This window comes from Pseudomonas sp. McL0111 (assembly GCF_052567255.1).
Genome location: NZ_CP199585.1, coordinates 4271126 through 4297985, shown reverse-complemented (window position 1 = coordinate 4297985; position 26860 = coordinate 4271126). Strand labels below are relative to the sequence as shown.

26 protein-coding genes are annotated in these 26860 nt (G+C 52.3%); 14 read left to right on the top strand and 12 right to left on the bottom strand.

All coding sequences use genetic code 11. The annotated features are described in order from the left end of the window. Positions 1-82: 82 nt before the first annotated feature. Positions 83-997 carry a LysR family transcriptional regulator gene (locus ACTWLJ_RS19625; RefSeq protein ID WP_445178079.1) on the bottom strand — a complete coding sequence of 305 codons (915 nt, stop codon included), beginning with the start codon at positions 995-997 and terminating at the stop codon, positions 83-85. A 175-nt stretch (positions 998-1172) separates the two neighbouring features. Between ACTWLJ_RS19625 and ACTWLJ_RS19620 the strand changes: the two genes are divergently transcribed. Next, on the top strand, positions 1173-2183 hold the full coding sequence (locus ACTWLJ_RS19620; protein WP_445178078.1) for a zinc-dependent alcohol dehydrogenase family protein: 1011 nt from the start codon (positions 1173-1175) through the stop codon (positions 2181-2183). A 214-nt stretch (positions 2184-2397) separates the two neighbouring features. On the opposite strand, the gene ACTWLJ_RS19615 is transcribed toward ACTWLJ_RS19620, so the two are convergent. Then, complete coding sequence (locus ACTWLJ_RS19615) at positions 2398-3744, bottom strand: hypothetical protein (RefSeq protein WP_445178077.1); 1347 nt, start codon at positions 3742-3744, stop codon at positions 2398-2400. Between the two features lie 385 nt (positions 3745-4129). Here ACTWLJ_RS19615 and ACTWLJ_RS19610 point away from each other — a divergent pair, with 385 nt between their 5' ends. After that, on the top strand, positions 4130-4606 hold the full coding sequence (locus ACTWLJ_RS19610) for a hypothetical protein (protein ID WP_445178076.1): 477 nt from the start codon (positions 4130-4132) through the stop codon (positions 4604-4606). Between the two features lie 307 nt (positions 4607-4913). Here the strand turns inward: ACTWLJ_RS19610 and ACTWLJ_RS19605 are convergent, their stop codons facing one another. From ACTWLJ_RS19605 to ACTWLJ_RS19595, 3 genes are all read right to left on the bottom strand, one after another. Continuing rightward, complete coding sequence (locus ACTWLJ_RS19605; protein WP_445178075.1) at positions 4914-5450, bottom strand: hypothetical protein; 537 nt, start codon at positions 5448-5450, stop codon at positions 4914-4916. Between the two features lie 231 nt (positions 5451-5681). After that, positions 5682-6467: a hypothetical protein gene (locus ACTWLJ_RS19600; protein WP_130925950.1), complete on the bottom strand. Its 786-nt coding sequence runs from the start codon at positions 6465-6467 to the stop codon at positions 5682-5684. Positions 6468-6732: 265 nt separating this feature from the next. Continuing rightward, positions 6733-7488 (bottom strand): hypothetical protein, encoded by a 756-nt coding sequence (locus ACTWLJ_RS19595; RefSeq protein ID WP_445178074.1) that lies wholly within the window; start codon positions 7486-7488, stop codon positions 6733-6735. Positions 7489-7961: 473 nt separating this feature from the next. On the opposite strand from ACTWLJ_RS19595, the gene ACTWLJ_RS19590 reads away from it, so the two are divergent. After that, on the top strand, positions 7962-8561 hold the full coding sequence (locus tag ACTWLJ_RS19590; RefSeq protein WP_445178073.1) for a SagB/ThcOx family dehydrogenase: 600 nt from the start codon (positions 7962-7964) through the stop codon (positions 8559-8561). A gap of 450 nt (positions 8562-9011) precedes the next feature. Continuing rightward, positions 9012-9260 carry a hypothetical protein gene (locus tag ACTWLJ_RS19585; protein WP_445181380.1) on the top strand — a complete coding sequence of 83 codons (249 nt, stop codon included), beginning with the start codon at positions 9012-9014 and terminating at the stop codon, positions 9258-9260. A 142-nt stretch (positions 9261-9402) separates the two neighbouring features. Here the strand turns inward: ACTWLJ_RS19585 and ACTWLJ_RS19580 are convergent, their stop codons facing one another. Next, positions 9403-9963 (bottom strand): fasciclin domain-containing protein, encoded by a 561-nt coding sequence (locus ACTWLJ_RS19580; RefSeq protein WP_445178072.1) that lies wholly within the window; start codon positions 9961-9963, stop codon positions 9403-9405. Positions 9964-10155: 192 nt separating this feature from the next. Between ACTWLJ_RS19580 and ACTWLJ_RS19575 the strand changes: the two genes are divergently transcribed. Further along, positions 10156-10557, top strand: a complete 402-nt coding sequence (locus ACTWLJ_RS19575; RefSeq protein ID WP_445178071.1) for a hypothetical protein — start codon at positions 10156-10158, stop codon at positions 10555-10557. Between the two features lie 82 nt (positions 10558-10639). On the opposite strand, the gene ACTWLJ_RS19570 is transcribed toward ACTWLJ_RS19575, so the two are convergent. Continuing rightward, positions 10640-11107 (bottom strand): NUDIX hydrolase, encoded by a 468-nt coding sequence (locus ACTWLJ_RS19570; protein ID WP_445178070.1) that lies wholly within the window; start codon positions 11105-11107, stop codon positions 10640-10642. Between the two features lie 149 nt (positions 11108-11256). Further along, positions 11257-12780, bottom strand: a complete 1524-nt coding sequence (locus ACTWLJ_RS19565) for an MFS transporter (protein WP_445178069.1) — start codon at positions 12778-12780, stop codon at positions 11257-11259. Between the two features lie 192 nt (positions 12781-12972). Between ACTWLJ_RS19565 and ACTWLJ_RS19560 the strand changes: the two genes are divergently transcribed. Further along, complete coding sequence (locus ACTWLJ_RS19560; protein ID WP_445178068.1) at positions 12973-13833, top strand: LysR family transcriptional regulator; 861 nt, start codon at positions 12973-12975, stop codon at positions 13831-13833. Between the two features lie 51 nt (positions 13834-13884). Beyond that, complete coding sequence (locus ACTWLJ_RS19555; protein ID WP_445178067.1) at positions 13885-14283, top strand: hypothetical protein; 399 nt, start codon at positions 13885-13887, stop codon at positions 14281-14283. A gap of 142 nt (positions 14284-14425) precedes the next feature. Here ACTWLJ_RS19555 and ACTWLJ_RS19550 read toward each other — a convergent pair whose 3' ends face one another. Next, positions 14426-15367, bottom strand: a complete 942-nt coding sequence (locus ACTWLJ_RS19550) for a LysR family transcriptional regulator (RefSeq protein ID WP_445181379.1) — start codon at positions 15365-15367, stop codon at positions 14426-14428. 97 nt (positions 15368-15464) lie between these two features. Between ACTWLJ_RS19550 and ACTWLJ_RS19545 the strand changes: the two genes are divergently transcribed. From ACTWLJ_RS19545 to ACTWLJ_RS19520, 6 genes are all read left to right on the top strand, one after another. Continuing rightward, the gene (locus tag ACTWLJ_RS19545) at positions 15465-16229 is read left to right on the top strand and encodes an SDR family oxidoreductase (protein WP_445178066.1); all 765 of its coding nucleotides are present in this window, start codon (positions 15465-15467) and stop codon (positions 16227-16229) included. 339 nt (positions 16230-16568) lie between these two features. Further along, positions 16569-16970: a GFA family protein gene (locus ACTWLJ_RS19540; RefSeq protein WP_445178065.1), complete on the top strand. Its 402-nt coding sequence runs from the start codon at positions 16569-16571 to the stop codon at positions 16968-16970. A 606-nt stretch (positions 16971-17576) separates the two neighbouring features. Further along, positions 17577-17876: a hypothetical protein gene (locus ACTWLJ_RS19535; RefSeq protein ID WP_445178064.1), complete on the top strand. Its 300-nt coding sequence runs from the start codon at positions 17577-17579 to the stop codon at positions 17874-17876. A gap of 340 nt (positions 17877-18216) precedes the next feature. Next, positions 18217-18714: a PAAR domain-containing protein gene (locus tag ACTWLJ_RS19530; RefSeq protein WP_445178063.1), complete on the top strand. Its 498-nt coding sequence runs from the start codon at positions 18217-18219 to the stop codon at positions 18712-18714. A gap of 3 nt (positions 18715-18717) precedes the next feature. Then, positions 18718-19452 carry an alpha/beta hydrolase gene (locus tag ACTWLJ_RS19525; protein ID WP_445178062.1) on the top strand — a complete coding sequence of 245 codons (735 nt, stop codon included), beginning with the start codon at positions 18718-18720 and terminating at the stop codon, positions 19450-19452. Beyond that, positions 19449-19964, top strand: coding sequence for a hypothetical protein (locus ACTWLJ_RS19520; RefSeq protein WP_445178061.1), 516 nt, complete (start codon positions 19449-19451; stop codon positions 19962-19964). The genes ACTWLJ_RS19525 and ACTWLJ_RS19520 overlap by 4 nt, the downstream gene beginning before the upstream one ends. A gap of 109 nt (positions 19965-20073) precedes the next feature. On the opposite strand, the gene ACTWLJ_RS19515 is transcribed toward ACTWLJ_RS19520, so the two are convergent. The 3 genes from ACTWLJ_RS19515 to ACTWLJ_RS19505 form a co-directional block, all read right to left on the bottom strand. Next, positions 20074-20802, bottom strand: coding sequence for a type 1 glutamine amidotransferase (locus tag ACTWLJ_RS19515; protein ID WP_445178060.1), 729 nt, complete (start codon positions 20800-20802; stop codon positions 20074-20076). A gap of 155 nt (positions 20803-20957) precedes the next feature. Next, positions 20958-24398, bottom strand: a complete 3441-nt coding sequence (locus ACTWLJ_RS19510) for a beta strand repeat-containing protein (protein ID WP_445178059.1) — start codon at positions 24396-24398, stop codon at positions 20958-20960. Between the two features lie 252 nt (positions 24399-24650). Then, a complete protein-coding gene (locus ACTWLJ_RS19505) occupies positions 24651-25454 on the bottom strand; it encodes a 2OG-Fe(II) oxygenase (protein ID WP_445178058.1) in 804 nt (267 codons plus the stop codon). A gap of 261 nt (positions 25455-25715) precedes the next feature. Here ACTWLJ_RS19505 and ACTWLJ_RS19500 point away from each other — a divergent pair, with 261 nt between their 5' ends. Further along, complete coding sequence (locus tag ACTWLJ_RS19500) at positions 25716-26693, top strand: helix-turn-helix domain-containing protein (protein WP_445178057.1); 978 nt, start codon at positions 25716-25718, stop codon at positions 26691-26693. The last annotated feature ends 167 nt before the right edge of the window (positions 26694-26860 follow it).

Genomic DNA, 26860 nt, shown 5'->3' with positions numbered 1-26860 from the left:
CGGATATGCCCCTCGGACAATGTGCTGATTGTTGTCGACAACCTCGAAGCGATGAAGGCAGGGTTGGGGCGGGTAATGATCGCTATGGTTGCAGCCAGTCAGAATGAAGCTGCGGAAATCGCTCTTGCAGCCACTCAATAAAAACCTGGACCTGCGGTGCCAGATGCGTCCTGCTTGGGTACAGTACCGACACAGGGCGAGGCGCTGGCCGATAGGGTTTTAAAATTTCAACTAAACCGCGACTTTCCAAATGCTCGGCCACGGTAATCCCTGGCGCCTGGATTATTCCGAAGCCCGACACGCCGCACTGAACGTACGCATTCGACTCGGTGACTGTGATGCCAGCGTTACTCAAAAACGCTCGATCCCGACCTTTTACCGAGAAATGCCAAGGCAATGTCCTGTTGCTCTGACCGGATAAGAAGTTGACGCCTCGATGGGAGGCCAGATCTTCGAGTGTCTCGGGTTCTCCATGCTCGTGCAGATAATCGGGTGCGGCACACGTCACCATGGTCGCCATCGCGATAGGACGTGCGATCAAGGTTGAATCCGGCAAGTCGCCGATACGCAACGCACAGTCGATGCCTTCACCGATCAGGTCGACAGCCCGGTCAGTTACGCCTAGAACCATGTTGATACCAGGATAGGAGGCGGTGAATTCTTTAAGGCTTTTGATAAATTCCATTTGCGCGAACGCGGTCGGAATATCGACGCGAAGTCGGCCGGCGAGCGTGGCCCCGGAGCGGTCGAACATCGTGGTAGCAGCAGAAATACCCGCCAAAATTTCCTGTACCCGCTCGTAGAACCTCTCGCCCTCGGCGGTGAGTGCCACCTTTCTCGTGGTTCGCTGGAACAGGCGCACGCCCAATGACGTCTCCAACTCCTGGATATACCGAGTGACCTGAGGTCGCCCTATGTCTAGCGATTCGGCGGCTTTGGTAAAACTGCCGAGTTCGGCAAGCCTGGCGAACAATCGCATCGATTGAAGCAATTCCATGACGCTTTCCTATGAACCCGGCCTGACTCAGGAAGTTGAACGGTGATTGTTGTCCAAGGATAGAACAATCATGTCTTTTTCCACGCATTTATTGCGCACCGTCAAAAACGGAAAATGCACACAAGGCAGAACCGACTCTGGTTCGAGGCCATTGACGTGTATTTGGAGATTCTCAATGAAAGCTTGGTTATTGAAAGATTTCGGACTCGACAACCTGCAATTGGGAGAGGTAGCGACCCCGCAACCAAAGGCTGGCGAGTTGCTTGTCAAGGTCGGTGCTGTCTCGCTCAACTTTCGCGACAAGGCTATCGTTGACGGCATTTATGAACCGCACATGGTACCCAAACCGCTGATCCCGGTCAGCGATGCAGCCGGTACGGTGGTAGCGGTCGGAGACAACGTCACGCGTTTTAAAGTCGGTGATCGCGTTAACTCGCATCTTTACTCACGTTGGCTGGACGGCGAGCCAGGTCCGAACGAACCCGATTACTGCTTCGGTTCGCCATTGCCCGGCGGTTTGGCCGAATACATGATCATCCATGAGGACAGCGCCGTCGGTGCTCCTGACAACATGAGCGACGAAGAGGCGGCAACACTTCCTATTGCTGCGCTCACGGCCTGGTATTCGCTGGTGGACTTTGGACAAATCCAGCCGGGCCAGACCGTATTGGTTCAAGGCACTGGAGGTGTGTCGATATTTGCCGTGCAGATCGCTACTGCGCTTGGCGCGACGGTAATCGCCACGTCGAGTAGCGACCAGAATCTGCAAACCGTGAAGGGGCTGGGAGCCGTGGCGGGCATCAATTACAGAACGACTCCGAAATGGGCGGACGAAGTGCTGAAGCTGACCGAAGGCAAGGGTGTGGATCTGCTACTCGATGTGGCCGGCGGCAGCGGCATCAATCAATCAATCGCAGCAACCAAGGCATCGGGGCGCATTGCACAGATCGGCTTTTTGACTGGGCAAACCGTTGAGCTCAATCTGATGCCACTCATTTTTCGCCAGACGACCATTCGCGGCATCGCCGTGGCGCCGCGCTCATCATTCGACCGGATGAACGCTTTCCTCAACGAACACAAGATTCGTCCCGTGATCGATCAGGTATATCCGTTTGAGAAAGCTCGAGAAGCTTATGAGCATCTCGCCAGGGGAGCACTGGGGAAGGTTGTGATCAAAATCACTTAATAATGTTAAGGCGCCAATTTGGCGCCTTTTTTGGCCTATATAAGTAGATTCAACCTCGGGGGCTGAGCGGAGCGAGACTCAAACGTACGTAATTGGCCGATTGCTGCTTGTCTCGAACGGCAGAAATCGGCCAAAAGCGGTCACTTACCGAAGGCAAAGTCGCAGGGGATTCTCACGGAATGCCCCTAGCTGCCTTGAGTGAATTGCGTGTTATCTAAGGTGCATCACCTTCGTCTTCGCCCTCATAATCGTAGTCAATCAAGCTTGCTGACACTTCACCAAGCTCAAATTTGCCTAAAGCTCTGGTGCCGAGCAGCACAGTATTTTTAATTTCGATATTGAATCCAATATCCCGACCGGGAACATCATCATCCCGTCTATGAGAGCCGCTTGCTGAACCAGTAAAAGTAACATTCAAGCCATCATCAAATGTAATAGAGTCCAATTCGCCGATTTCAATTTCGTCAAAGATAGTGTCAGATTCTGCGATGGGCCTTGAGAACTCATCACCATTAAGCAAATCATACTTAAGACTTTCGCAGATATCTCTACAAACCTCTTCTACTTGATCCTCGGTGAGTAATTTATATTCTAGATCTTCGAAGACTGATATCACATGATCAAATAGAAGGTCGGGCCCTAGGTTCTCGTTGTCGGTTCCGTCGTCTTGCACAATCGTTTCGAGGCTTGACGCAAACTCTTTAGGGTCGTAGTAGATGTATGACACTTGTGATAGCTTTTCATTGTTAAAATTTTCGTCGTGGACTAAGGAGTGAAAGTCTTTGTAGCCAAAAATCATCGCTACGATCTCACCTAGTCCAGCTAGAGATAATTGAACACCATCTGCTTTCAGGCTTTCTTCGATTGCCAGCATGAAGCTGTAAGATGATGGGAAACGATTTGATGCCTGTGCTGATTTTAGCTGAGCACTTGCCACATTGAACCGTTGTCGTTCAAGTGCAGCATTTTTCTGTTTTTTCTCTTCTTCTAGCTCAGCTTGATTCGCTCGGCTTTTGGCTTCCGCCGCTGAGGCTGTAGCCGCTTCCGATACCGCTATTGCCGCTTCGGCTTTTTCTTTTAGCCTTACACTCCTGAGCCTCAATTGTTCGATTGTTTCTTTTCGGCGGTCAATGTCTAATTGGACGTTTTGCTCTAAAAATTTCTTGTCAGGATCTGCTAGCAGCTTTTGTTTATTCAATATTTCCTGTTGCTTAACCTTGCCGACTTCGATTGATATGGCTTGCTGGTGCAAACGTTCATTTGCAAATTTTTGTATCGACTTCAGCGCGAGTGATGCCCAAGGGAAAGCAAACAAGAATAGCAGCGCCATACATAAAGGGATTATAAGTATTGTATTTAATCCAATTGTGTCGGTCTCTTTAAAGTACTTACCAAGAGCATTAATTCGTTCTGTGGCGGTTCCGTCGCCCCATATTAGGATTGCCAAATGACTCCAGTTGCAGACTATCCATGCCCCTATGAATGCGCCAATAAATGGATCTTCAACCTTTGTTTTCGTGTTTCCAGAGATTGACTGCATTATATCGTCGAGAAATTTCATTCCGTATGACCTGCTTTCCTATATTCAAAGTGACGCATGGAGTGGGCTCAAGGCGTATACGAGTATGGCGATTTTGGGGGATGATCGATACTGCCAGATGACTGCGAAGGCTCACAAATTCGTTACGGTACAGGCCGTACCTCTGCCACTCCTTCATTCAACACACTGGCCTGATAGAGAGAAATGGCTAGTGATCGCCAGGGGAACACAGCAAGAAGGACCGGATGCCTGAGCCAACATTGAGCCAAAGTGTCCGCTTTGGGTCGAAGGCGTTCGCCCATTCTCGCCAAATAGGCTCCCCGAAACGAATTCTTAGAGTTCAAAATGATTAGTCCGTTGTAATCTGGCTAGAATCAGTGCGGCGTCAGTCGTCTAGAGGTGAAGCATGGGTACAACGTCACTCGTGTCATGGATCGCTCTCGCGGTTTCGGCCTTCAGTTTCTTGTTCAACGTGATCGGATTCTACCGGTCTCGGGCAAAGGACCTTTTCAGTTTGCGCCAAGAGGTACTTACAAAAGCGGAAAAAACTCGGTCGTCTTGGGCTAGATCGATCCAGAACAACAAATCGCTGATTCACAAAGCAGAAGTTAACAATCGGCTTGAGCCAGAGTTGCAAACCATGCTCACTAATTTTCTAGGAAGCCATCAGGAGTTTCTGGAGCAATGTGAGGCAGATGCCTCGGCCTTTGCTAAGGATGTCTATGAGAACGGGGCGAAATTCACTGAGAGCAAATGCCGTGAATATCTAAGGATGCTTGATCCAAATCTGGAAGTCTTTGAGAGGACTGAAGGGGTAGCTGAACGTAAGTATATTGAATTGACGGAACGAGCCGAGGCCGCTGGGCGCATCTCTCCTGCCTAGTGTGGGCCGGGACCGATCACGTTCTGTTCTTAGCGACAGACCGCTAGCGGCCGATTCTGTTGAAAAAATCGACTTCGAATTCCACGGCAGAAAAGTACGCGTCTGAGATTGAAATCTGAATTTTTGGCAGTAGGTTCAGGACTCGGATTTCACGTAGCAGCGTGCAAAAAAGGTCTTTTCACCCATCAGTATTCGAGCGTTTTGGGCAAGCCGACTTTTTCAACACAATCGGCCAAAAGCGGTCACTCACACCTAAGTTAAGCGACGGGCCCGAGAGGGCATATCCACTTCAAAGAATGGTTAAAAACTACTGTTCATCTCTCCGACGAAACTCTTCAAGTTCCCAAACGGACAGAGTTCGCGTGCTAGCCACTTTCTTCAAATCTTGGACAGCTTGCGCATAGGCTTTGATTGAGTCACTCGTTGTCCAGTCATAGGAGATCTTTGCTTTATCCCGAACAATCCCGTCGATTGGACAATGTGGAGGCTCTCCAATATGACCGGTTGCCCATAGGTATTTCAGGTGCAAATTGATGAGTTTTTGAGCGACGCCGATCCTGAATCTTCCATTATGTAATTTATTTCCAAGTACTTCTGATATGTCGTCTGCGGTTTTTTGAATAAACTCAATGTGCTGTTTTTCTGTCACATTCCCCTTCGCGTATATGTGCTCCAGCTTTTCAAGAAATCCTCGAAAAACTTTTTTTTCTTTGGTTCGCTGATGGAACCCGACTCCTTTTGCGTACACTGGAGCTTCACCATTTCTGGTGGATAGCGCAGCGTTAAGACTGAGCAAGCCAAGCTCGTATCGCAGAAAACGCTTCTTATTGTTTTTGATTGACACGAATATCTCCTGTAGGTTTTTGCTGTAAGTAGATGGCAGAAATGTCGTGATATTTTATGCAATTTTTTTCACATAACCTTCTTCTTCCCAACGAGAACCCTCTTGAGTGAGCTGTGCCGAATGAAAGAGTCTCGACAACGACAAAAGAGAGAAAACGACAAGACCTGCCCCGAGAGTCCTAGATCTTCGGAAGCCATCTATGATCAAGCCTTCAAAACCTCTTAATATTATTTATTGCGCTTTATCCTTAGTGTTAGCAATAACCTCAATGGCCCGTTCGTATAAGCTAGCGGGAGCTTTTCCAAAAGAAACGTCCATGGGTGAAAATATTTCGAAAAACTTTACAGCTTTGTCGGGATCGCCATTCGACATCATTAGTGCACTTGCTTGGGAGTCGTAAAGCTCCGCCAACCGTGCGTAATACCTAAGGAAAGACATTCCAATTTGAATTCCTAAAACAAAAAAAGCGATTGCTCCAAATGTGAAGGCGATTGATGATACAGATGTAATTAAGTCGTTGCCGACGTTCGTATTCTCGGGGGCTTTGTTTTTGTAAGCTGCCTCCGCGCGCTCGTAGAATCCTACTAAAGTATTTACTTCATTTAAATAAACAGCCCTCTCTTCAGGAGACACCATCGGCGTCTTCTCTTCTGAACCATCTAGACGCTTACCCAAATAGACCAACCCGTCTGGATAGGCTTTATCCAGGAGACCCGTGGTTGTTTGCATAAAGAGGCTAGGATCTTGGGGTCGCTTGGCGGATATACTTTCTGCGATAGTCTGCCATGCCATCGCCGGACGAGTATTTAACGAAAATATTGCTACAACTGCAACTGTTACAATAGCCAGCATGCCTGCTGCAATCACAGTTCTGGACTTGCGCGCGCGCATTGCACGCTTTTGCAAATCCAAAACGGTAGTGCCGAAATTAAAATCAACCACGTTTGAATTAATATTTTCTAGTTTCATTATAAATTCTGCTGCTAGTGTAAAACTTGAATCAGACCACCATTGCATCCAACCTTGCCTGACGACTCACCTGACTGATCAGGAAAAACGGGATTGATGATTCCAGTCCCAAGGCGTGAAGCAGCGAGCACGGCACCCTGCACCATTGCCTAAACTTGCGTCAGAATCTACCGGCTTGTGCACTTGGTTGAGTATCTCTCAGGGTGCTCGGTCGCTGAAACCCGAGTGACCGGGTTTAGTGATTCGAGGTTGAACCTAACGTGTGCATTGACTTTATCTGACGGACGCCCTTATCTGTGCTTGAAGTGTGCCGTTAAGCTGGAGGTTCAAAGTCAACCCAGCGTACAAAATTAACTGTGCCGAACTGCTCTTCGATCTGTGAACGCATCTCTCTTGGCATGAATAGACATGTTGCCTTCATCTCATTGTAGAAGCACATATCTACAACATGCGCTATTTTACCACCCTCATGGCTCTCAGTTCTGTAAAAGAAAATCTCTTGATTATCGCCAGTTGAAAAATCAGGATCTATAAGCAGCTCATTAACTTTCGTTAAACTAACCCCGTCATCTGTTTCTAAGATTCCTAGAAAATGTGGCATAACAAATACAGCGCCACTCCACTGAACGCCCTTATCATAAAAAAGAGCACCTCGAGCAACAGCTGCTAGAAAATTACCGATTCGCTCATAGTTACTTTTTAGCTCGACGTGGTTTTTAGGGTCATACCAGTCAATACCTGATGTTCTAGCCTGACTATCAACTTCGGTAGTGATGGTTATCTGATCAGTATACTCGCGTAGAAAATGCGGCTTTCGAATTATAGTTCTGATGGTTTTATCGATATGCGGACGGAGCTTTTCGTAATCAAGCCCTTTCGCGCGAGCTGCAAAATAGACCATCATATACTGATCATCGCCAGACTTATTGGAGTTATGCAGATCACAAGAGGGAACCTTCATCAAGTTAACTCTGTAATTCTTTTTTGTACCTTTCGGAAATAAGCATTTTGGAGGTACGTGCTCCAATGTTTTAGATGGGGCCTTGCAGTAATAGCATGTTTTTTCCATGATCTCCGTCCTTTGAGTAACGCACTTTAAATTTAGTCAAACTATAGGCTATTAATTTTTATACTTCACTAACCCAATCGACATTGCATAGCCCCTTTTTTGATCGACCGCACGAATCAACATGAGGCCGCCAGGAACCTGAGTCGGGTGAACCAACTGAGTGGCGTTAGGCTACTACACATCTAGCCTCCACGCATCTCACTTCACCGACCGAATATTACTGCTTTCGCACCTCATGATTACCGGCAGCTTGTAGCCAATCGCAGCCCATCGCGACAGGCAGCTACTGGCCGATTGCTGCCTATCACCAATGCCCGCTTTGGGTTGCACACTTCGCGATCATGATCAGCCGCGCCGAGTAACCTTGAAGACGCCATGCTTACTAGCTAAGAGGATTCAACCAAGGAAATTTTTCCCTGGTTGGAGTTCGTGCCTCTGCTACTGTCAGCACAAACTCGCATGGATGAACGTTGATGGATACCCAACACACTGTGCTGCTCAAAGACCTTCTGTCCACTAGACGAAGTGTTAGATCTTTCAGTGAAAAGCCGCTGAGCCTGGCTGTTCTGGAGACATTCCTTTATGCCGGACAGGGGTGTACTTCTACGGACGGACGGCGAACCGCACCATCGGCGCACGCTCTGCATCCACTTGTATTGCGGGTGATCGTGCGTCAAGTAGAAGGGCTCGCCCCTGGGGTATACACATACGATTCCCAGTTAGGAAAGCTCTCCCATATCGCAGATCCGATCGAAATTGGATTGCTGAACTCAGCGGCTTTAGGCGATGAAAAGTGGTTGGAAGACGCACCTGCCGTTATCGCTATCGTCGCTGAACGAGGGCTCGCAATAGATCATTTCTCGGCTCAACAAGCGGACGGTCTAAGGGGCGCACGCTACGTTGATTTCGAAGCTGGAGCATCCGTTCAAAATATATATTTGGCGGTCACCGCAGCTGGTCTTGGCGGTGTAGTCGTGATGGGTTTTGACGACATTAAGATGAAGGAAGCTTTGTGTCTTGAACGGCCCCTTTTTCCGATCGCCCTTTTCTGCGTAGGGAATCCTCTCAAATAGAGCTTTGGCGCGAGAGGTTGTTGCCTCCAGTATCGATCATAGGCGTTGTAGCGAATGACCGCATATGGCCCAGAGTGTGTAAAAACGTCAGATTGGGTTTTCTATCTTCGACGCTAGGAGACCGTGCTCACGTTTCGCAAACTGATCAAGGTCACGACGCTTTCAAGAACAGTTAAAACAGCTCAGCAGCCTTTATAAGTCATTTGGCCGGGGTAAAAAAACCGGCTTTTACGCCGTTAACGCTTTCATCAAGCCAGTGGTGCCGATGATTTTCATGACCCTTTTCAGGTTGTAGGCGAGCACGTTCAAGCTCATCTCGGCGCTCAAGGGCGCCCCCACTCCTATCGATACGCAGCAAAAGAATTTGAACCGCTGTTGGGCACGCTCGCCTAATGATTAGCCTATGGATAATCCCACAGGCGATCTGCCAATACCGGCATGCTCCGAGAGGTGGTCAACGTGGCTAAAGACGAGAAAAAAAGCAAAGGTGAAACATCCAAAGCCAGCAAGGAGTTGAAAGACAAAAAGTCCTCACCGACGAAGAAAGCTGCTGCGGCTTCGGCCCTTTCGAAATCTTCGGATAAGAAAGACAAGAAAAAAGATGCTGAACCAAAAAAGTCCGCAAAAAAAGCTGATAGCAAACCTGAAAAAGCGAAGAAATCAGATAAGGCAGAAAAACCGGCGAAAAAGAAAAAGTAGCATTTCCAGTCTGCTAGGGCTTTGCGCCCTAGCTACTTCAGGCTGTGGTTCGAGCCGGGATGTAACTCAGCGGATGGCGCTGGGTGAATCACTTCCAACCTGTGGCGGACACTCTGAAGCGCGTCCGCCTGAACCGTTAAAATCAATTCGGCATCAGCACCGTATCGATTACATGAATTACGCCGTTGGATTGCATGACGTCAGCGATGTTAATGGCAGCCTTGCCTCCTTTGGCATCAACCAACCATAGCTTGCCATCGTGCAGCATCACGGTCAGCGACTCTCCCTGGACGGTTTTCAGCACGACTTTGCCGTCGTGCATTTTGGCCTCATCCATCAACTGTTTGGCAGTATGAGTGCCGGGCACGACGTGGTAAGTCAAGATTTTAGTCAGATCTGCTTTGTGCTCTGGCTTGACCAGCATATCGACAGTTCCGGCGGGCAATTTGGCGAAAGCCTCATTGGTGGGGGCGAAGACGGTGAATGGTCCTTTACTGTTGAGGGTATCAACCAGTCCGGCAGCCTTTACCGCTGCGACGAGCGTAGTGTGATCCTTGGAGTTGACCGCATTTTCGACAATGGTTTTCGTTGGATACATGGCTGCGCCACCAACCATCACACTGCTGGCGGCGAAGCTGAGTCCAATGCCAAGGCTCAGCACTGTAAGGCAGGTAACGGCGATGCGTTTGAAGAAAGTGTGCATGATGCGTCTCCTTGATTCTTCGACCCTTCGAGTGAAGGTATTGAATTTACGGAGCAGACGCTGAAATGGATGCAGCGTGGAGAAATTGTTTTATACCAGCGTCATTAGTCCTCCCTGGCCGAGTCGAGCTTTTTGCCAAAGACTTGTCCACCATTAAACGACATCGTCGAAATTCAAGGAATTGAACCGCGAATGAGCAAATTGGGTTGCAGATGCGGGCATGTAATTGTCGATCAGACTGACAGTTCGCCCTATAAAGCGAGTCTGCTTCGCGACGAGGCAGAAAATGGATTTTGGGATGAGGTGCACCGTGAACTCAAACCCTTGGTAGAGGCTGCGGAGTCCGGTGACAAGACTGCGGTAGCTCGGGCATTCGGCGAGTTCGCACACTGGTGCAGCGCCGCTGACGAACTGGAAGGCCGGATATCCAGCCACTACATTCACCGAGCGTCGACTGTCTACGAATGCCAGAACTGTGGACGCCTTTGGGTGCAAAGGGACGCCAGTGAAAGCTTTGTTTGTTATGTCCCGGAGAGTGAAGCATATGGGGCGATCCTGTCGGTTGCAGCAGGAGAGTCCGAGCATGGAAATTGAGTGTGCGTAACTGGTCGAAAGCGGCCATTTTCAAACTACTGCTATCGGCCAGGAGCAGACGTTCGAAAGCCGCTGGCGAACATCAAGTCGGCGCTTCGGATGATATGTTTCTGCTTTGATCTTGAGCCAATACGTAACCTTTCGCTGTCAGTTTGACCGTCAGGTACCGCAATGCTCGACGGAAGATCGGGTGACAGTCGGCAAACGGCAAATCATCGAGCGGAGCCCAAAAAAAGCTGAATGTATGGCCATGGTCATCGAGCGTGTGATGAGTCCATTGCTTCGGCAAAGGTGCCTGCGTGAAACACAGTTGAAATGACCATATCTGGTCGAGATGCCCGGCGTCCCAACAACCTATATCGCTGACAACCGAGACGGCTGCTATGCCTGATTCTTCGCTTAATTCACGCATAGCGGCCTGAGCTGGAGTTTCACCTTTCTCGATAGTCCCTTTGACCAGTTGTACGCCTGCTATTGGATGGCGGAACAGCAGGATGTGTGCGCCAGGAATACTGGAGAGGATGACGGGGCAAGCCTTGTTCGGTGACATGGCGATTTCCTTATCAGCAATGAAGCACACATCTTACGAGCTTATCCTTTGCGTGAGCGACCAGATATTCAAATGCCCGCTTTGGGTCGAAAGCTGTCAGCCAGGTACGGCAGCTTTCAATCAAAGCAGTCCTTCGCCTGCCAGTCACTCTACTGAGATTGAACAACCTTGCCAGAACGAAACACCCAATAGCACGCCACAACCAACATCCACGCAGCAATGCCTCCATACAACATCACCCAGCCAAACCCATTCGCCAAAGCTGCATTAGCGACATCAACAGGAATCGTCGTCCACTGACCAGTCTGCGCCACCCCCGCAGCGTTGCCCGCTGAAATACTCTCAGCCAGCAGCCTCAGTTGCCCATCATCGGACGGGCCCGGTAACTGGCTACGCAATGAAAACAGAATGCCTTCCACCAGGATGAAGCCCATCAGTGCGATGTTGATTGCGAGACTGATCATACGAGCGCTGATATCAATGCCCGAAGCCATGCCCGCCCGTTCACTCGGCACCGATCCGGTGGTGGTGTTGGTAACAGGCGTGTTGGTCAGCCCTAGTCCGATCCCGGCGATCAAGCAGCCAGGAAGCATCGTCAGCCAACTGGCGTCGGTGACACTGCTACCCCATTTCATCAGCAGGAACCCCAAGCCTATGACGAACAAACCTGCCGGGATCACTGTGTCAGGTCGGTAGCGGATCGCCAGTCGTTCGCCTAGCGGCGGGATAACCAGCGTTGGCAGCGTGTAAGCCAGCAGCGCCAAACCGGTGCCGACACTGGCGTAGCCCAGGCCATTTTGAAAGTACAGAGGCAGGTAGATCATGAATGGCCAGAAGCTGAAATTCATACCTGCCGACCCGAGCAAAGCACCCGAAAAGCGGCGGATGCGCAATACCGAAAAATCGAACATGGGATCAGCATTGCGTCGCTGCGCAACGACAAAAACGATGAAGCTGACCATTGCCACAATCAGGCTGGCGATCGCCAAAGCGTTGGAAAAACCCACCCCCGCTCCCTGAGTGATAAACCAGGAAAGACCCAACACTGCCAGTGACAGCGAAACAATGCCCAATACATCCAGCCTGCGACGCTGCGGATCGCGAGATTCATCGACACCAGCAATCACCAGCGACAGCGCCAGCAGCGCAATGGGCGCATGCACCAGGAACACCCATTCCCAACTCGACAACGCCGCGATAACAGACCCGATAATCGGACCGAATCCCAAGCCAATGCCGAACACGATCCCCCAGGCACTGAACGCTTTGCCGCGCGCAGCTCCCGACTGGAATCGGTGAGACAGAACGGCCACCTGACAGATCAACATGGCACCGCCAGCCATGCCCTGCAGGAAGCGGCTGGCGATTAGCACATTGACGTCGTTTGCCAATCCACAGCCCAAGGAAGTTATGCCGAACAGCACAAGGCTGATGACAAACACTCGCTTGCGCCCATACCGATCGGCCAATGTCCCGGTGGCCATCAACACCGTGGTGCAGGCGATGGTGTAGGCATTCATGATCCACTGCATATCTTTGAAATCGCTGCGCAGAACCGACTCAAGCGTGGGCAGGATTGCCGGCACGCTTGAGATTTCCAGCCCGAACATCAGCGAGGCGAGGCAAACGGCGGCTATTGTGAAAACATCTTTTTGTGAAGAAGAGAACTGCATGGTGATCTTCCAGATCGAGTTGATAGGCATCGGCAAGACCACGCTGAACACCGTCAGGGGGCAGACAGGACAGCATCGCCAGCGTCACCAGACATAACTCCAAGTGACCGGGCGCATTCTGGAAGTAATTAAAAAATGACAGAAATGATTTAATTTCGTAAGTTTTATTAATATTCGTCATGAGTTGGCTAAATGGACTTCGATCCCGCTCTATTGCGTGCTTTTGTTGCAATCAAGGAAACCGGTAGTTTCACTCGGGCCGCCGAGCGGCTGCACTTGAGTCAGTCAGCGATCAGTCATCAGATCCGCCGTCTGGAAGAACAGGCAAGCACCACGCTGCTGGTGCGTACCACCCGACGTTTGACGCTGACAGAAGATGGCGAAGATTTTCTGCGCCATGCCGAACACGTCCTCAAAGCGCAAGACGCCCTGTCCCGGCGTTTCCAGGGGTCATCGGTATCCGGGGCCGTACGCTTCGGCGTGCCGGCAAACTTTGTCGGTGACGGCCTGCCGCCCTTGTTGGCTCGGTTCGCCAGACAATTTCCTGCCGTACGCCTGGATGTAACCGTTGGCACTTACCTCGATCTGCGTTCGCTGGTCGATGCCGATGGGCTCGATCTGGCCGTGGTCATGGCATTGGCGGGCAGTCCGGCGGGCGGATCTGTGCTGCGCGAAACCCGGTTTGTCTGGGCTGCGGCGCAGAGTTTCGACTTTGCCGACGACTCTCCCTTGCCGCTGGCGTTCGCACCAGCGCCCTGCGTACACCGCCAAGTCGCCGTCGAGGCATTGGAGCATTCCAGCGTTGATTGGCGAGTGGCATTTACCTCTCCAAGTCAGCAAGGACTGCGAGCAGCGGTGTTGGCCGGGCTGGCCGTCACCGCCCTGCCGCTGGGCGATCTAGAGCCCGGCATGGTGGTGATCGACGGACAATATGGCCTGCCAGCGCTGCTCGATGCTGATTTCAGACTGATATGGAGCGCCACTGGGAAAACGCCTGCGGCCAATGCATTCGGGCAACTGCTGGTGGAGATGTCGGAGTCGCCATCGATCTAGAACAAGATGGCTGCCATTGGTATTTCAGGTTAAGTGCACTGCAGATTGTGAATGATGGCTCCGGAGCGGTATCCACTATTCATAACAGGCAGCAATCAGCTCGAAGCAGTTGTTCAAAATGAGCTTAAGGAGGTACTTCAAATTATGAGTCTATCCAGCATCGCTGTTTTATATCGATGGAAGCTGCACGCTGGTAAAGAAGAGGCTTTCAAGGAAGCCTGGACTTCAGTATCTGAGCAGCTGATACAGAGAGGCTCTCTCGGATCGCGGCTCCACCGTGCTGCTGATGGATTGTGGTACAGCTACGCGGCGTGGCCGAGCATTGCACACCGCGATGAAGCCTTTAACAGAGAACCTCTTGATGCTCGCGCTTTGAAGGTTATGAGTGAGTCTATCGCTCAGTCCTATCCGGAAGTCGTCATGGAGCCCGTTGCAGATCTTCTTCTCTGACGGATGTATTTGCCTGGCGTTGGCGTGTTGATATGAAGAGGGGCATTTCTGACGTGCGACTGTTGGCCAATTGCTACCGCTTACAAGCGACCGCTTCGACCAGAAGCGGACGTCCAGCATTGCTTCACAAAGAAACCCGGCTCTACGCCTTCGCTACGATCTCGTCCCACGCAGTAGGGCTGGAAAACAGCTCGTTCAGGAAGCCTACAAACGCCTTCACATTCGGGCTGCCCCGGCGGCTCTCTGGCCACAAGGCCGTGATGGAGGAACGGTCGACTGCGAACCGTGGAAATAGCGGCTTCAGTTCTCCCCGTGCAACATAGGGCGCGGCGACGTAGGTGGGCGAAATGCCAATGCCACCGCCAGCTGCAAGCACTGCGGCAACCGCGTCGCTGGCGTCGATGATGATGGAGGCGTCGGGCACTATCTCCACCATTTGGTCCCCCACGTTGAATGGCCAACGCAGGGCTTGGCCCGAACTCTGATAGCGAAAATTCACGCAGTCGTGGTCGGCAAGGTCGCTGAGTTCCAAGGGTGTGCCACGTTTGGCTAAATACGCTGGAGAGGCGAAAGCACAGATTCGATGCGGCCCCAGCGTGCGGGAGATAAGCCGCGAATCGGCCAGGTTGCCCACGCGCACAGCCACATCGATACCTTGCGCAACCATGTCCACAAACTGATCGCCCAGGCGCAGATCGATGGCGAGCTTGGGATAGCGCTCGCGAAATCTGGGAATCGCCGGCGCCAATATGTTCAGCCCGATAGGCGGCGGCGCGGTCACTTTCAAGATGCCGGAGGGCTCGGCGCGCGAGGCCACTGCGGCCTGCTCAATGTCCTCCACCTCGCGCAAAATTCGTTGCGCCCGTTCGTAAAGATCCTGGCCTTCAGGCGTCAGGGTCAACGACCGTGTGGTGCGGTTGAATAAACGCAGCTCGAAATGCTGCTCAAGGCGTTGCACGCTTTTGCTGATAGCGGACGGCGACACAGATAAATCGCGTGCTGCAGCGGTGTAGCTGCCTAAAGAGGCAGCGCGGGCAAAGGCAATAAGACCGGTAAGGCGGTCTAATCCTATTTGTTCCTTCATGGCACTAGTAAAGCGACTTATGGCCTGATTATCAATGTTGACTCTTATCTCTAGTCTTTGCCCAACGACGTCATTCAGGCAGTCAAGGAGATCGACCATGAGCCATTCCACCACCATCCAAACGGCTTTTACCCAGCAGCTACCCGCTAAACTTGAAGGACGTACGGTAGTGATTTTCGGTGGCACATCCGGCATCGGTTTAGCCGCTGCGATTCAAGCCAAAGCCGCCGGGGCATCGGTGACCGTGATCGGTTCCAATGCCGAGCGAGCCGAACGAGCGGCGACAGAACATGGGCTCGCCGGCTGGCGCGCCGCTGATGTCACCCACGGCGATGCCGTCTACGCGGCCTTGGCGGACATCCCTCACGTGGATCATCTGGTTCTACTCGCCGGCACATTTGTGGCGGGCAAGGTGCTGGACGCTGACATCGACTACCTGCGTCGGGCGTTCGAAGAGCGCATATGGGCTTCGTTGCACGCCATCCGCGCGCTGGGGAATCGACTGTCCAGGGACGGCTCCATCGTCTTTATCTCTGGCTGTCTGGCCGACCGGCCCAACGCCCATGGCACCGCTGTGATCGCTTCGGCATCGGCGGCAATGGAAGCGCTGGCACGTGGACTGGCCCTGGAGCTGGCGCCGATCCGCGTGAACACCCTGTCCCCAGGCCCGATCGACACCCCCATTTTTAGCAAAGCCCTCGGTGAAGGGCGCGATGCGTACGTAAACGCATGGGAGCAAGCGCTACCGTTGCATCGTATCGGCACCGCCGCTGAAGCAGGCGCCGCTACCGTTTTCCTGATGACCAACACCTTTATGAACGGCGCCACGCTAAACATCGACGGCGGTGCTCGGCTGGTCTGAGCTACCTGCCTCGCACTGAGGCTATTTCAAGAACAACGCCATGGCTGAGGTGGATACGTTGCGGTTCAGGATTGCTTGCGGCGAATAACGGCCACTTCGAGGGAATCAGACATCATGGCTACTGGCATCATGTCAGTGCTTCGATCCCGGCCGTTGCACTTTTCTGCATTTTGGCGCGGCACTGTCCAGCGCCCCTTGGTCGGAGAAATGAGCAAGCGCCATTGCGAGTGGTCGATCCGGGCTCTTTGGATAACAGGCAGATTTCGGCCAGAAGCGGTCGGTCGACTGTCTTGATTGAGATGGTTAAGCTAACGTGTTTTCACGTGCAGGGTTGGGCGCATGACAGAGGTATACCAAGGAAGCTGCCTATGCGCAGTAGTCAGTTACGAGCTACTCACTCCACCAAAAGCAGTGAGTCATTGTCATTGCAGTCAGTGTCGCAAAGGTCACGGGGCAGCATTCGCTTCGTATGGCAGCGTTCCCCGCAACGCGCTACAGATACTTGGCGGCGCCACCAGCATCAAAACCTATGCGTCCTCAGAGACAGTGTTACGCGAGTTCTGCGCGCACTGTGGTTCAACGTTGTTCTGGTCACGATCTCAAGGCGAATTTGCCGACTGGGTTTCGATAGCACTGGGGACGCTCGACACGCCCTTCACGCCTCAAAAGCAAAAACACGTTCATATCGAATCTGCAGTCCACTGGTACACACCACCCAAATTATGTCCCCAGGTCGACTGATTGCTTCGGGTCGGTTGCAGCCCTTACGGATAGGCAAAAATCGGCCAGAAGCGAACGTGTGTTGGCAGAGGCGCTAACGACTCCTGTTTCTAGACATGTTGTCGATGGCTTCGTAACCTAACCAATGTCTTGTACCTCGTTAAATTTTCACGGACGGTGCAAAGAGCTCGAAATAGTTCAATAGGACGGTCATGTACCCTTTCGCGATTAGAGAAGAATATGTCAGCAACAAACTGCTAGTTGAGTTCTATCCACAGCCATCGGACATTGGGTTTCAGGAGGCGCTCCGCACGGTATTAGTACCATTGGGACTCTCAGTCAACACCACTGAACATGGCATATGGGCATCTCACTCCCATCTAGAAAGTAAGTTCGGGACTTTCCGAATTGACAGCGACTCTTGGAGCTCTTTCGGAGAAGCCGACCACCCCACTCTCAATAGGCAACTAATTTATGAGCTCGGCGCAATACTGACCGCTAGCGGATTTTTCGAAGAGGTTCCGTGGCATTGCGCAGGCAAGACAGGTGGCTATACGTCTGTAAAAGGCTAGGGGTTGAGGACAGCTATCGGCCAGAAGCAGTCAATCAAACTGAACGGACTTTATTATGAAAATAGTAACAGTTACTCGCTTTGACGATACCGACCACGATGCTGGATATGATTACCGTGGTTTTAATTACGTCATACAGAAAGAAGAAGATGTCTTTCTGATCAGAACCTACGATGACGAACCCGGTAAAGCTACTGTGATTCGTCCAACGAACATGTCCGCGAACGCCAGACTCAGAGAGCTCGTTGAGTTTCTACAATCCGAGCTGAAGGTCGCTGGTATATGTCTCTACAAGGGCGAACTGGGAGCGCATGCCGAAATCGATCTTCACAGTTTGGCATTTCGCCCTGTTTGAATCTGATAAGGGCAGCAGCGTGCTTACACGCACGGCGAGCAGGTCTCAGCCCCCAAAAAGAAAAACATGAGAATCCGTAAAAAATATCGTTGAACGGGACATTCACCTCGGGCATTCTTCACGACGATTTTTCACGGACAACTTATTCTTATGCCAGCCCCTCGTATGGAAGCGCCTCCGCGCCCCTTTCCTCATTTGCTCCTCCGCAATTTGAAGCCCAAGGCCCTCGCAACCTAGTCGAGTTGCTGAAAACTCAAAACTAGCAAACGCTTTTTTGATTCCCTGCGCCCGCTCTACAACCGCCGGCGCCTACGACTGACATTTCGAAACGGAACTTCTTATGAGTGGAAAACCCGCTGCTCGCGTCTCAGATCCCACCAGTTGCCCACTTCCAGGACATGGAACGAATCCAATTGTCAGCGGTTCCCCCGACGTGTTCTTCGACGGCCTCGCTGCCGCCCGAATGACCGATAAATCTGCATGTGGCAGCCCAATTACCGGTGGCATAAGCAGCACAGTTTTCATCAACGGATTGAACGCCGCGACAAAAGACAGCACCGGAGGTCACGGCAACATCGTTGTCGGAGGTTCAGGAACAGTCATCATCGGCGACACCTTTGTATCAGCACCTTTTAGCGGTTTGATGCCAATGCCTGTCCATTTCAACGACAAGATCAAGCTAATCGACGGAACAACGGGCGAACCAATGCCCAACCATGGTTACGCCATTCAACGTGAAGATGGCAGCCTGGAGCATGGTGTCAGTGACTCGATGGGATTTACTCACATGGTGAGTTCGCACATTGCGGAAACAATCAAACTTTTCCTGGAAGACTAAAAGATGCCTGCAGAGCAAATTGTTCTTCCGAACGGCAATACCGCTAGCTTGGCAACTACGAAAAAATTGACGGCTGCAAATGACGCAACAGTCAAAGCAGTTCCAGTTCCGGAAAAGAAAGCAATCGTATTTTTTATTGGCGGCGCTGCAGACCAAGAGAAATATTACTTCCAAGGTGCCTACCACAACATCGATGCCGCAAGAACTCTTCTCGACAACAGAATAAGTCCAGTTGCAAAACTGAAACCAAAATACGAGAGTTGGGCGAGAGGCTATAACGACGCCAGAGGCACCGGAGACATCAAAACCAACTTCATTGATAAAATACCCAGCAAATCAAGTCCGGTCTATATTGTCGGCCATAGTTTGGGCGGGTGGAATGGTGCACATTTATCTAAAATTCTGTCTGAAGCCGGGTACACCGTTAAGTTCCTGGTGACGCTAGACCCTGTCGGCGAAGGCTTTTGGGTATGGCTAGGGTCAGATATCTATATGTCAGAACCACAACCTGTCGCTGAGACCTGGATAAATATTCGAGCTAACTCCAGCAAGCCCGATTCTTCTGACGGAGTCGCTGACTTCGGAGAGCGCTGGAACATAAAATCAGGCCCCACCATGAACAAAACTATCGACATCCATCACGCGTCAGCAGACTGGATGTTCATTCAACCCGTTCAAGAAAAAAAATCAGCCCTCGATCTGATATTTGATTCCATCAATGGAATTTTTGGCCAATGAATTTATATCGTGCTTTCATCTACCTGAGCATTCTCCTCAGCGCCGGCTGTGTAAGAACAGCGAGTATTCCACCAGCAGATCTAACTTTGTCGTCAGTTGAAACAGGGCCAAAAAATCTTCTAATAATAAATTTCAGCTCAACAGTGGACCTAGCCAACGCCTTCAATGCTTACGAAAACGCCAATCAGCTTACCCCGACACTGACCTGCTCTTTAGATGGGGATATGAATTTTTCGCCGGAGCATTCGATCAGCATGAGGGCTGAAGGCCTGGTAGCGACAGACAGCGAATTCAAATCAAATTTTGGATTTTATTCCGAGCTTGTTTTCTACAACACGAGAGCGGACGGAACGCAGCACGACCTGAATGATTACGAAGCTATTCGACCGCGTCTGGCTAATCAATCATCCATACCTTGCAAGGTGCGTATTACGGCGTATGGATACAAGGCCTACTACACCAACACTTTATTCGTTCCTACAAAACAAATTACGGAGCAAATATACAGATAACCGTAACTCTTCACGGACGTTACGAGCGCTTGCACATCAGGCAAAAAAAAGGGACAGATTTATCTGAAAAAACAGATCTGCCCCGTTGCTTGAAGCAATCTACTATTTTCTAACCATTGCCTTGCTGCTGGTACTGCATCACCAACCTATCCAAAAACCCAAAAAGCTTCAGACTCATCTCTTCATAGTCATTCCCACGCAACTCCCCCGACTGCTGCACAAACCGCCGCCCCACCGCCGCATCAAGCTCCTCACCCGAAGCAGCAATCAATTTCTCTACCACCTCCGCCGTAAACTCCATATGGCACTGAAACCCATAAACCAGCTCGCCATACTCAACAATCTGGCGCGGGCAGCCTTCGCTGTAGGCGAGGATTTTCGCGTCGGGTGTCAGGCCCGGCATGTCGTTGTGCCAATGCCCCACTTCAAGCACTTCGCCGAAATGCGCAACGCTGGCGTTTGCCCTGCCCGCCTCTGTCAGCAGGATCGGAAACTTGCCGATCTCTTTCTCCGGGCTGTGACCATGTGCAGCCCCCAAAGCCTCGCCGAGCAGTTGCGAGCCCAGGCAAACACCTATCACGGCTTTGTTGGCATTGATGGCTCTACGGATCAAATCGCACTCGGCCGCTGCGTCGAAATGCGGGCATTCTTCCTTAGTGGTCGCAGGTGATTGGGGCCCGCCCAGTACCACCAGCAGATCAATGTTCTCCACGCTCTCGGGCAAGGCATCGAATGCATGAACGTGCGAATAGCTCGCTTCGTATCCACGCTCCCGAACCCACGTCTCATAGGCGCCAGGCGATTCGAATGCTTCGTGGACCACGAAATGAACGTTCATTGAAATTCCTTGTTGGGGCCGGGATGGCAAGGTTTAGGTGACACGCGAAAGACTATATGACACTCAGTGTCATTTTCAAGTCTGGAAAGTATAAACTTTGTTTTTCGGCTCCCTTGTCAGTTGGCACCAAACCGACGCTGGTTTAGATAGAGCTCTTACGGCTGAATCCGGGACTCGCTCACAACGACTCCGTTGTCATCCTGCGCTTGGGTGACGAGGTTTCTGTCTTCATCTACTTGATATGGCACATCAGCCTCGACACCGTTGCTCCCAGTATTGACGACAACGTTGGTGTAACGCTTGCCATCCCAGCAACGAAAAACCAGAGTTGAGTTCTCCCCGCCTGAAAGCGTTGAGCCGAGGCTTCCAATCAATCTGCTGTCGGCGCCTGCGGTCAGGACGCAATTCTTGCCGGCCGTCAGTTTGCTGCGATCCCCGGCCATCAGTACACAATCGTCGCCGGCGGTGAGTTTGCTTCGATCGCCAGCAGTCAGGTAACTGTTGCTGCCTGCCAGAAGTTTGCTGCGGTCGCCCGCTGTCTGAGTGCTGTCTGCACCGGCAGTAAGCTTGCTGCGGTTACCCGCCATTTGAATGCTATTGGCACCGGCTATCAACGTGCTGCGAGAGCCCGCTGTTTGCGAGCTGCCTTTGCCGGCGATCAACATACTTTTATGTCCGGCAATCTGAGTGCTTTCATGACCCGCAATCAGGGAGCTCTTATGACTGGCAATCTGGTTACTGCCGTATCCCGCCGTCAGGCTACTGCGCACCCCTGAAGTCAGGCTGCTGCCATAACCGGCAGTCAGCACGCTTTGAAGCCCACTGATCAAAGTGCTGCCATATCCCGCAGTCAGATAGCTGCGCATGCCGCTGGTCAAACTGCTGCCATACCCTGCAATCAGCGAACTGTTCTGCCCTGCAGTACCGGTGCTGCCATAACCAGCGGTGAGCGTGCTATCGCGCTCTGCCATCTGAGTACTGCCATAACCTGCAGTCAACGTACTCTGGTAACCGGCGGTCTGCGAACTGCCATAGCCGGCCATCAAAGTACTGCCAAATCCTGCTATTTCGGTACTGCCGTAACCTGCGGTGAGCGTACTGCTGTCCAGAGCGGTGAGCGAACTGCCATAACCTGCGGTTAATGTACTGTCGTAGCCCGCCGTCTGAGTACTCCCGTAACCGGCGACTAATGTACTGCTGTAACCCGCCGTTGAAGTGCTCCCGTAACCGGTGGTAAGCGAACTTTCCTCCTGAGCCGTCTGGGTACTGCCGTAGCCTGCGGTAAGAGTGCTTTCATAGCCCGCTGTTTGGGTGCTGCCGTAACCGGCAACCAACGAACTTTGATAACCAGCCGTCGAAGTACTGCCGTAGCCCGTGGTCAGCGAGCTGTTGTCCTGGGCTGTTTGCGTGCTGCCGTAGCCCGCAGTCAGAGTGCTCTCATATCCGGTAGTCTGAGTACTGCCGTAGCCTGCGATCAACGAACTGTTGAATCCTGCAGTCGAGGTACTGCCATAACCTGCGGTGAGCGAACTGTCCTCCTGAGCTGTCTGAGTGCTGCCATAACCGGCGGTGAGTGTACTTTCGTGCCCTGCGGTCTGAGTGCTTCCATAGCCTGCGATAAGCGAACTCTCAGGACCGGCGGTGCTTGTACTGCCATAACCCGCAGTGAGCGAACTGCCTTCCTGTGCCGTCTGTGTACTGCCGTAACCGGCAGTCAGGATGCTCCCATGACCGGCGGTTTGCGTACTGCCGTAACCGGCGATCAACGAACTGTCGTAACCACCGGTTTCAGTGCTGCCGTAGCCGGCGATCAGATCACTGCTTTCCTGGGCTGTCTGGGTGCTGCCATAACCCGACGTCAGAATACTTTTGTAACCTGCGGTCTGGGTGCTGCCATAGCCCGCAATCAGAGCGCTTCCGTGACCGGCGGTTTGTGAGCTGCCATAACCGGCAGTTACCGAACTATCAGGGCCGGTGGTGGCCGTGCTGCCATAACCAGCGGTGAGATCACTGCCTTCCTGAGCGGTCTGCGTACTGCCATAACCGGCGGTCAGAGAACTTTCTCCGCCGGCGGTCTGCGTACTGCCATAACCGGCGATCAGTGAGCTATCAGAGCCAGCGGTGCTCGTGCTGCCGTAGCCGGCGGTAAGATCACTGCCCAGTTGAGCCGTTTGTGTACTGCCATAACCGGCAGTCAGGGAGCTGTCTCCACCAGCAGTTTGCGTACTGCCATAGCCGGCGATCAATGAACTGTCCGAGCCCGCGGTACTCGTGCTGCCGTAGCCTGCCGTGAGATCACTGCTTTTCCGGGCTGTTTGAGTGCTGCCATAACCTGCGGTCAGAGAACTTTCTCCGCCGGCAGTCTGCGTACTGCCATAACCGGCGATCAGCGAACTGTCGGACCCCGCGGTACTGGTGCTGCCGTAACCGGCGGTGAGTTCACTGCCTTCTTGGGCTGTTTGAGTGCTGCCATAACCTGCGGTCAGAGAACTTTCTCCGCCGGCAGTCTGCGTACTGCCATAACCGGCGATCAGCGAACTGTCGGACCCCGCGGTGCCAGTGCTGCCGTAGCCAGCAGTGAGATCACTCCCCACTTGAGCCGTCTGTGTACTGCCATAACCGGCAGTCAGAGAACTTTCTCCGCCGGCAGTCTGCGTACTGCCATAACCGGCAATCAGCGAACTGTCGGACCCCGCGGTGCCGGTGCTGCCGTAGCCAGCAGTGAGATCACTCCCCACTTGAGCCGTCTGTGTACTGCCATAACCGGCAGTCAGAGAACTGTCTCCCCCGGCGGTCTGAGTGCTGCCATAACCGGCGATCAGCGAACTGTCGGAGCCAGCGGTACCGGTACTGCCATAACCCGCGGTGAGATCACTGCCTTCCTTCGCTGTTTGTGTACTGCCATACCCCGCCATCAGCGAACTTTCATCTCCAGCGGTTTGAGTACTGCCATAGCCGGCAATGATCGAGCTATCGGAGCCTGAAGTTCCGGTACTACCATATCCCGCAATCAGAGTGCTGCTATCTCCCGCAGTTTCAGTGCTGCCGTAACCTGCAATAAGCTGGCTCTGATTGGCTCCGGTCAGAGTACTTCCATAAACGGCTGTTTCCAATTTATGCGTATTGCGCACCGTTGTACGTCGATTGACAGCATCTGGAGCGATTGTTGCGAGCGCTGGCAAGGCTGGAACGAGCGCATTCGTCCCTGATTCCAATTCAGGAGATACAGATATCTCAAGCAGATTGTTAGTCGAAGATTCGAATTCAGAGGCATTCTCGGAGATATAATCCATGGCACTGCTTCGCGTGCCCACGTGAACAACTTCAGCACGAGAAAATTTCACTCCTTCATCATCATCCAGGAAAATAAGCTCGGCTACTTCCACTTCGCACACAACCCATTGAGCGTCTGCCTGCATGCTTAACTGGGCACTTGCCCCTTGTCCCCAAAGCACACCGGCCAGGCCATTTTCGAGTTTTATTGTGGGCTCCCAAAATCTGCATTCAACCAACCCTGAAACAGGCCAGATCAAACCACAGTGATCGGACATGTTATTAGCACACGTGCGCAAAACTAAAACCTTGCCAGTTTTCATTTTCGACATCCTTACAGCATTACATCTCAAAATCCTTTGGAGTCAAACGTCCATATCAACATGCAGAATCAACAGGCACAGCACTTCGAATCCGCGACCCTTTATATCCCTGAAGATCAGCCTGAAACGGTATTTACATCAGCCGTATTGTTTCGCCATAAGTCAATGATCGAACGAATTGGGATTTTAGTGAAGAATTAATAAGTAATATTCAGTATCGATAAGAAAAACTTAATATGAATTTGATTGACGCTACACCTTCTTCTTGAACAACTTGTTCACGTAGTACTTCACACTCCAACGATCCTTGGGCCGTGGCTTGTAATGGGTTTTGTTCCGTTGCGAGGGATCAATCGCCTGCGCACTCGCGGTGTAGTAATAAAGCGCAATCGAGCGGCGGGTGATGTCTTGCGGCGTGGTCAATGGCTCTGGATGGCCGTGATTGCTGTCTTTGTCGGTGTTGAAAATGACGCAGCGGTTGTAGACGGGCAGGATTTTCTTGAGGCAGGTTTTCATGCCGACATCCCAGAGTTCGAGGTTGCCGCCGTACTGTTCTTGCCAGTTTTCAGTCAGGTAGATGATGACGTTGAGTCGGCGCTCGACGTTGAGCTTTTTGTTGAGTCGAAAGTCCGAGTGTACGCCTAGGAAGCCGCCGCTTTTGGTTTCGTGCAGGCCGCCGCCGCTGAAGTACGGGTCGGGGATCAGTCCCTGGATGCCGGTGAGTTTTTCGAGGAATTGCAGCATCGGTGCCGAGTTGAAGGTGTTGAAAACGCTCTTCAAGTACGGGGTGCATTCGTTGGGGCTGATTTGGCGTTTGAGTTGGCCTTTGTAGCCACGCTCGTAAATCATTTCATTGTTCGTCGGCTCGACCGGGAAATCCGAGCGGATGCTGGCGATCACGTCTTCTTGCAGGAAGTTGTCGATCACGATGTGCGGGAATGGCGTGGCCTGGGTGTAGTGATTGTTCAGCGACTCGCCAAAGGCGCTGGCGGCGTTCTGGTCGAAATCGAGTTCCGGGGACAGCGTGATCGGCAGTGTTTGAGAGTTGGCTAGCATTACCGCTCCAGTAAACTTGGATGAAGATTTTCAGGTCACGTCAAATCGGCTGAATCCTGCAAGGATCACGACACCGGCAAATCCGCATGCAGGTTGCCATGTCGGCAATGGCCTGCCGAGTCCCCTGTTCTGAAACTGGGCTTTGCGCTGTAACGCCATGTTTCCAGCAGTCACAAATCCGTCATCTCTGGTCTGCTAATCTGCACGACGCATCACTTCACACCCCTGTCCAAGAGCCCCAAATACAAGGTGCCACTCAAGGTGTTATCTCCTCCAACCCGCCAAAAAATCATTCTGCGCTCCAACAACCTTGGTTCCGATGACTTCGGTGCCCTGTTCTCCCGGCTCTTCGGCAATCGCTACGCCGACACCCCGCCAATCCCCTCGAACATCATCATCGGCGGCGTCTACGGCAGGCACGAAGGCGTCAGTTTCCGGCGCATGCACTACCACGGCGATTTCACGGTTTCCTTCCCCGATCCGCAGGACGAAATTACCTTCGTCATTCCCACGGCGGGCAAGATTGTCTTCAACCATGTCACAGAATCCGTCGGCGTCGCTCAGGTAGGTCTGGCCATCGACAAGGCTGACATCCGCTCGATGCACTTTCTCGACAATCATGCGCAGCACGGGATTTCGATCAATCGTGGGCAGCTCACCGAGCGTCTGTCGGAGCTGCTGGGTAAGCCGATTCTGCAGAAGATTGTGTTCGAGCCAATGGTGGATTTGAACGTTGCGGGGTTTCAGGGGATCAAGGCGTTGATCGATCTGGCGACGGGCACCGAGTTTGATTTGTTGATCCATGCCGGGACCTTGATGCCGTCGCGGTTGCGCGAGATGTTGGTGGATGCGGTGCTGGAGGCGTGGCCGCACAATTTCACCGAAGCGTTGCGCCGCCCTGCTCCGCTGATTGCGCCACGGCATGTGAAGTTGGCGGTGGAGTACATTCAGGAGCATCCGGACAATCTGGTCAGCGGCGCGGATCTGGCGCGGCTGAGCAATGTCAGTCAGCGCGCGTTGCAGGAGGGATTTCGGCGATTTGTCGGGACGTCGATTGTTGCGTATCAGCGTCAGGTGCGGCTGGAACGGGCTTATGCGGCGCTAAGTCAACCGGGCACGCTGTCGGTGACTGAGGTGGCGTTGCGTTTTGGTTTCAGTAATGTCGGGCGCTTTTGTCAGTATTTTCAGACGGCTTATGGGATGAGTCCTGCGGATTTGCGCTCGCGGCGTCAGGCTTGATAGCGAGTGTTGATCTGCGACAAGTTTGTTGGCTCGCGGCTGCCGTAATCTGTATTGGCTGAAGAAACAGCCGTGCAACCGCACGTCACGGGCAGAGACCCAAGGTGGCGTCAAATGAATAAGAATCGCATTGTCTGGGGGAGCATTCTCCTGGGCCTTCCGTGTGT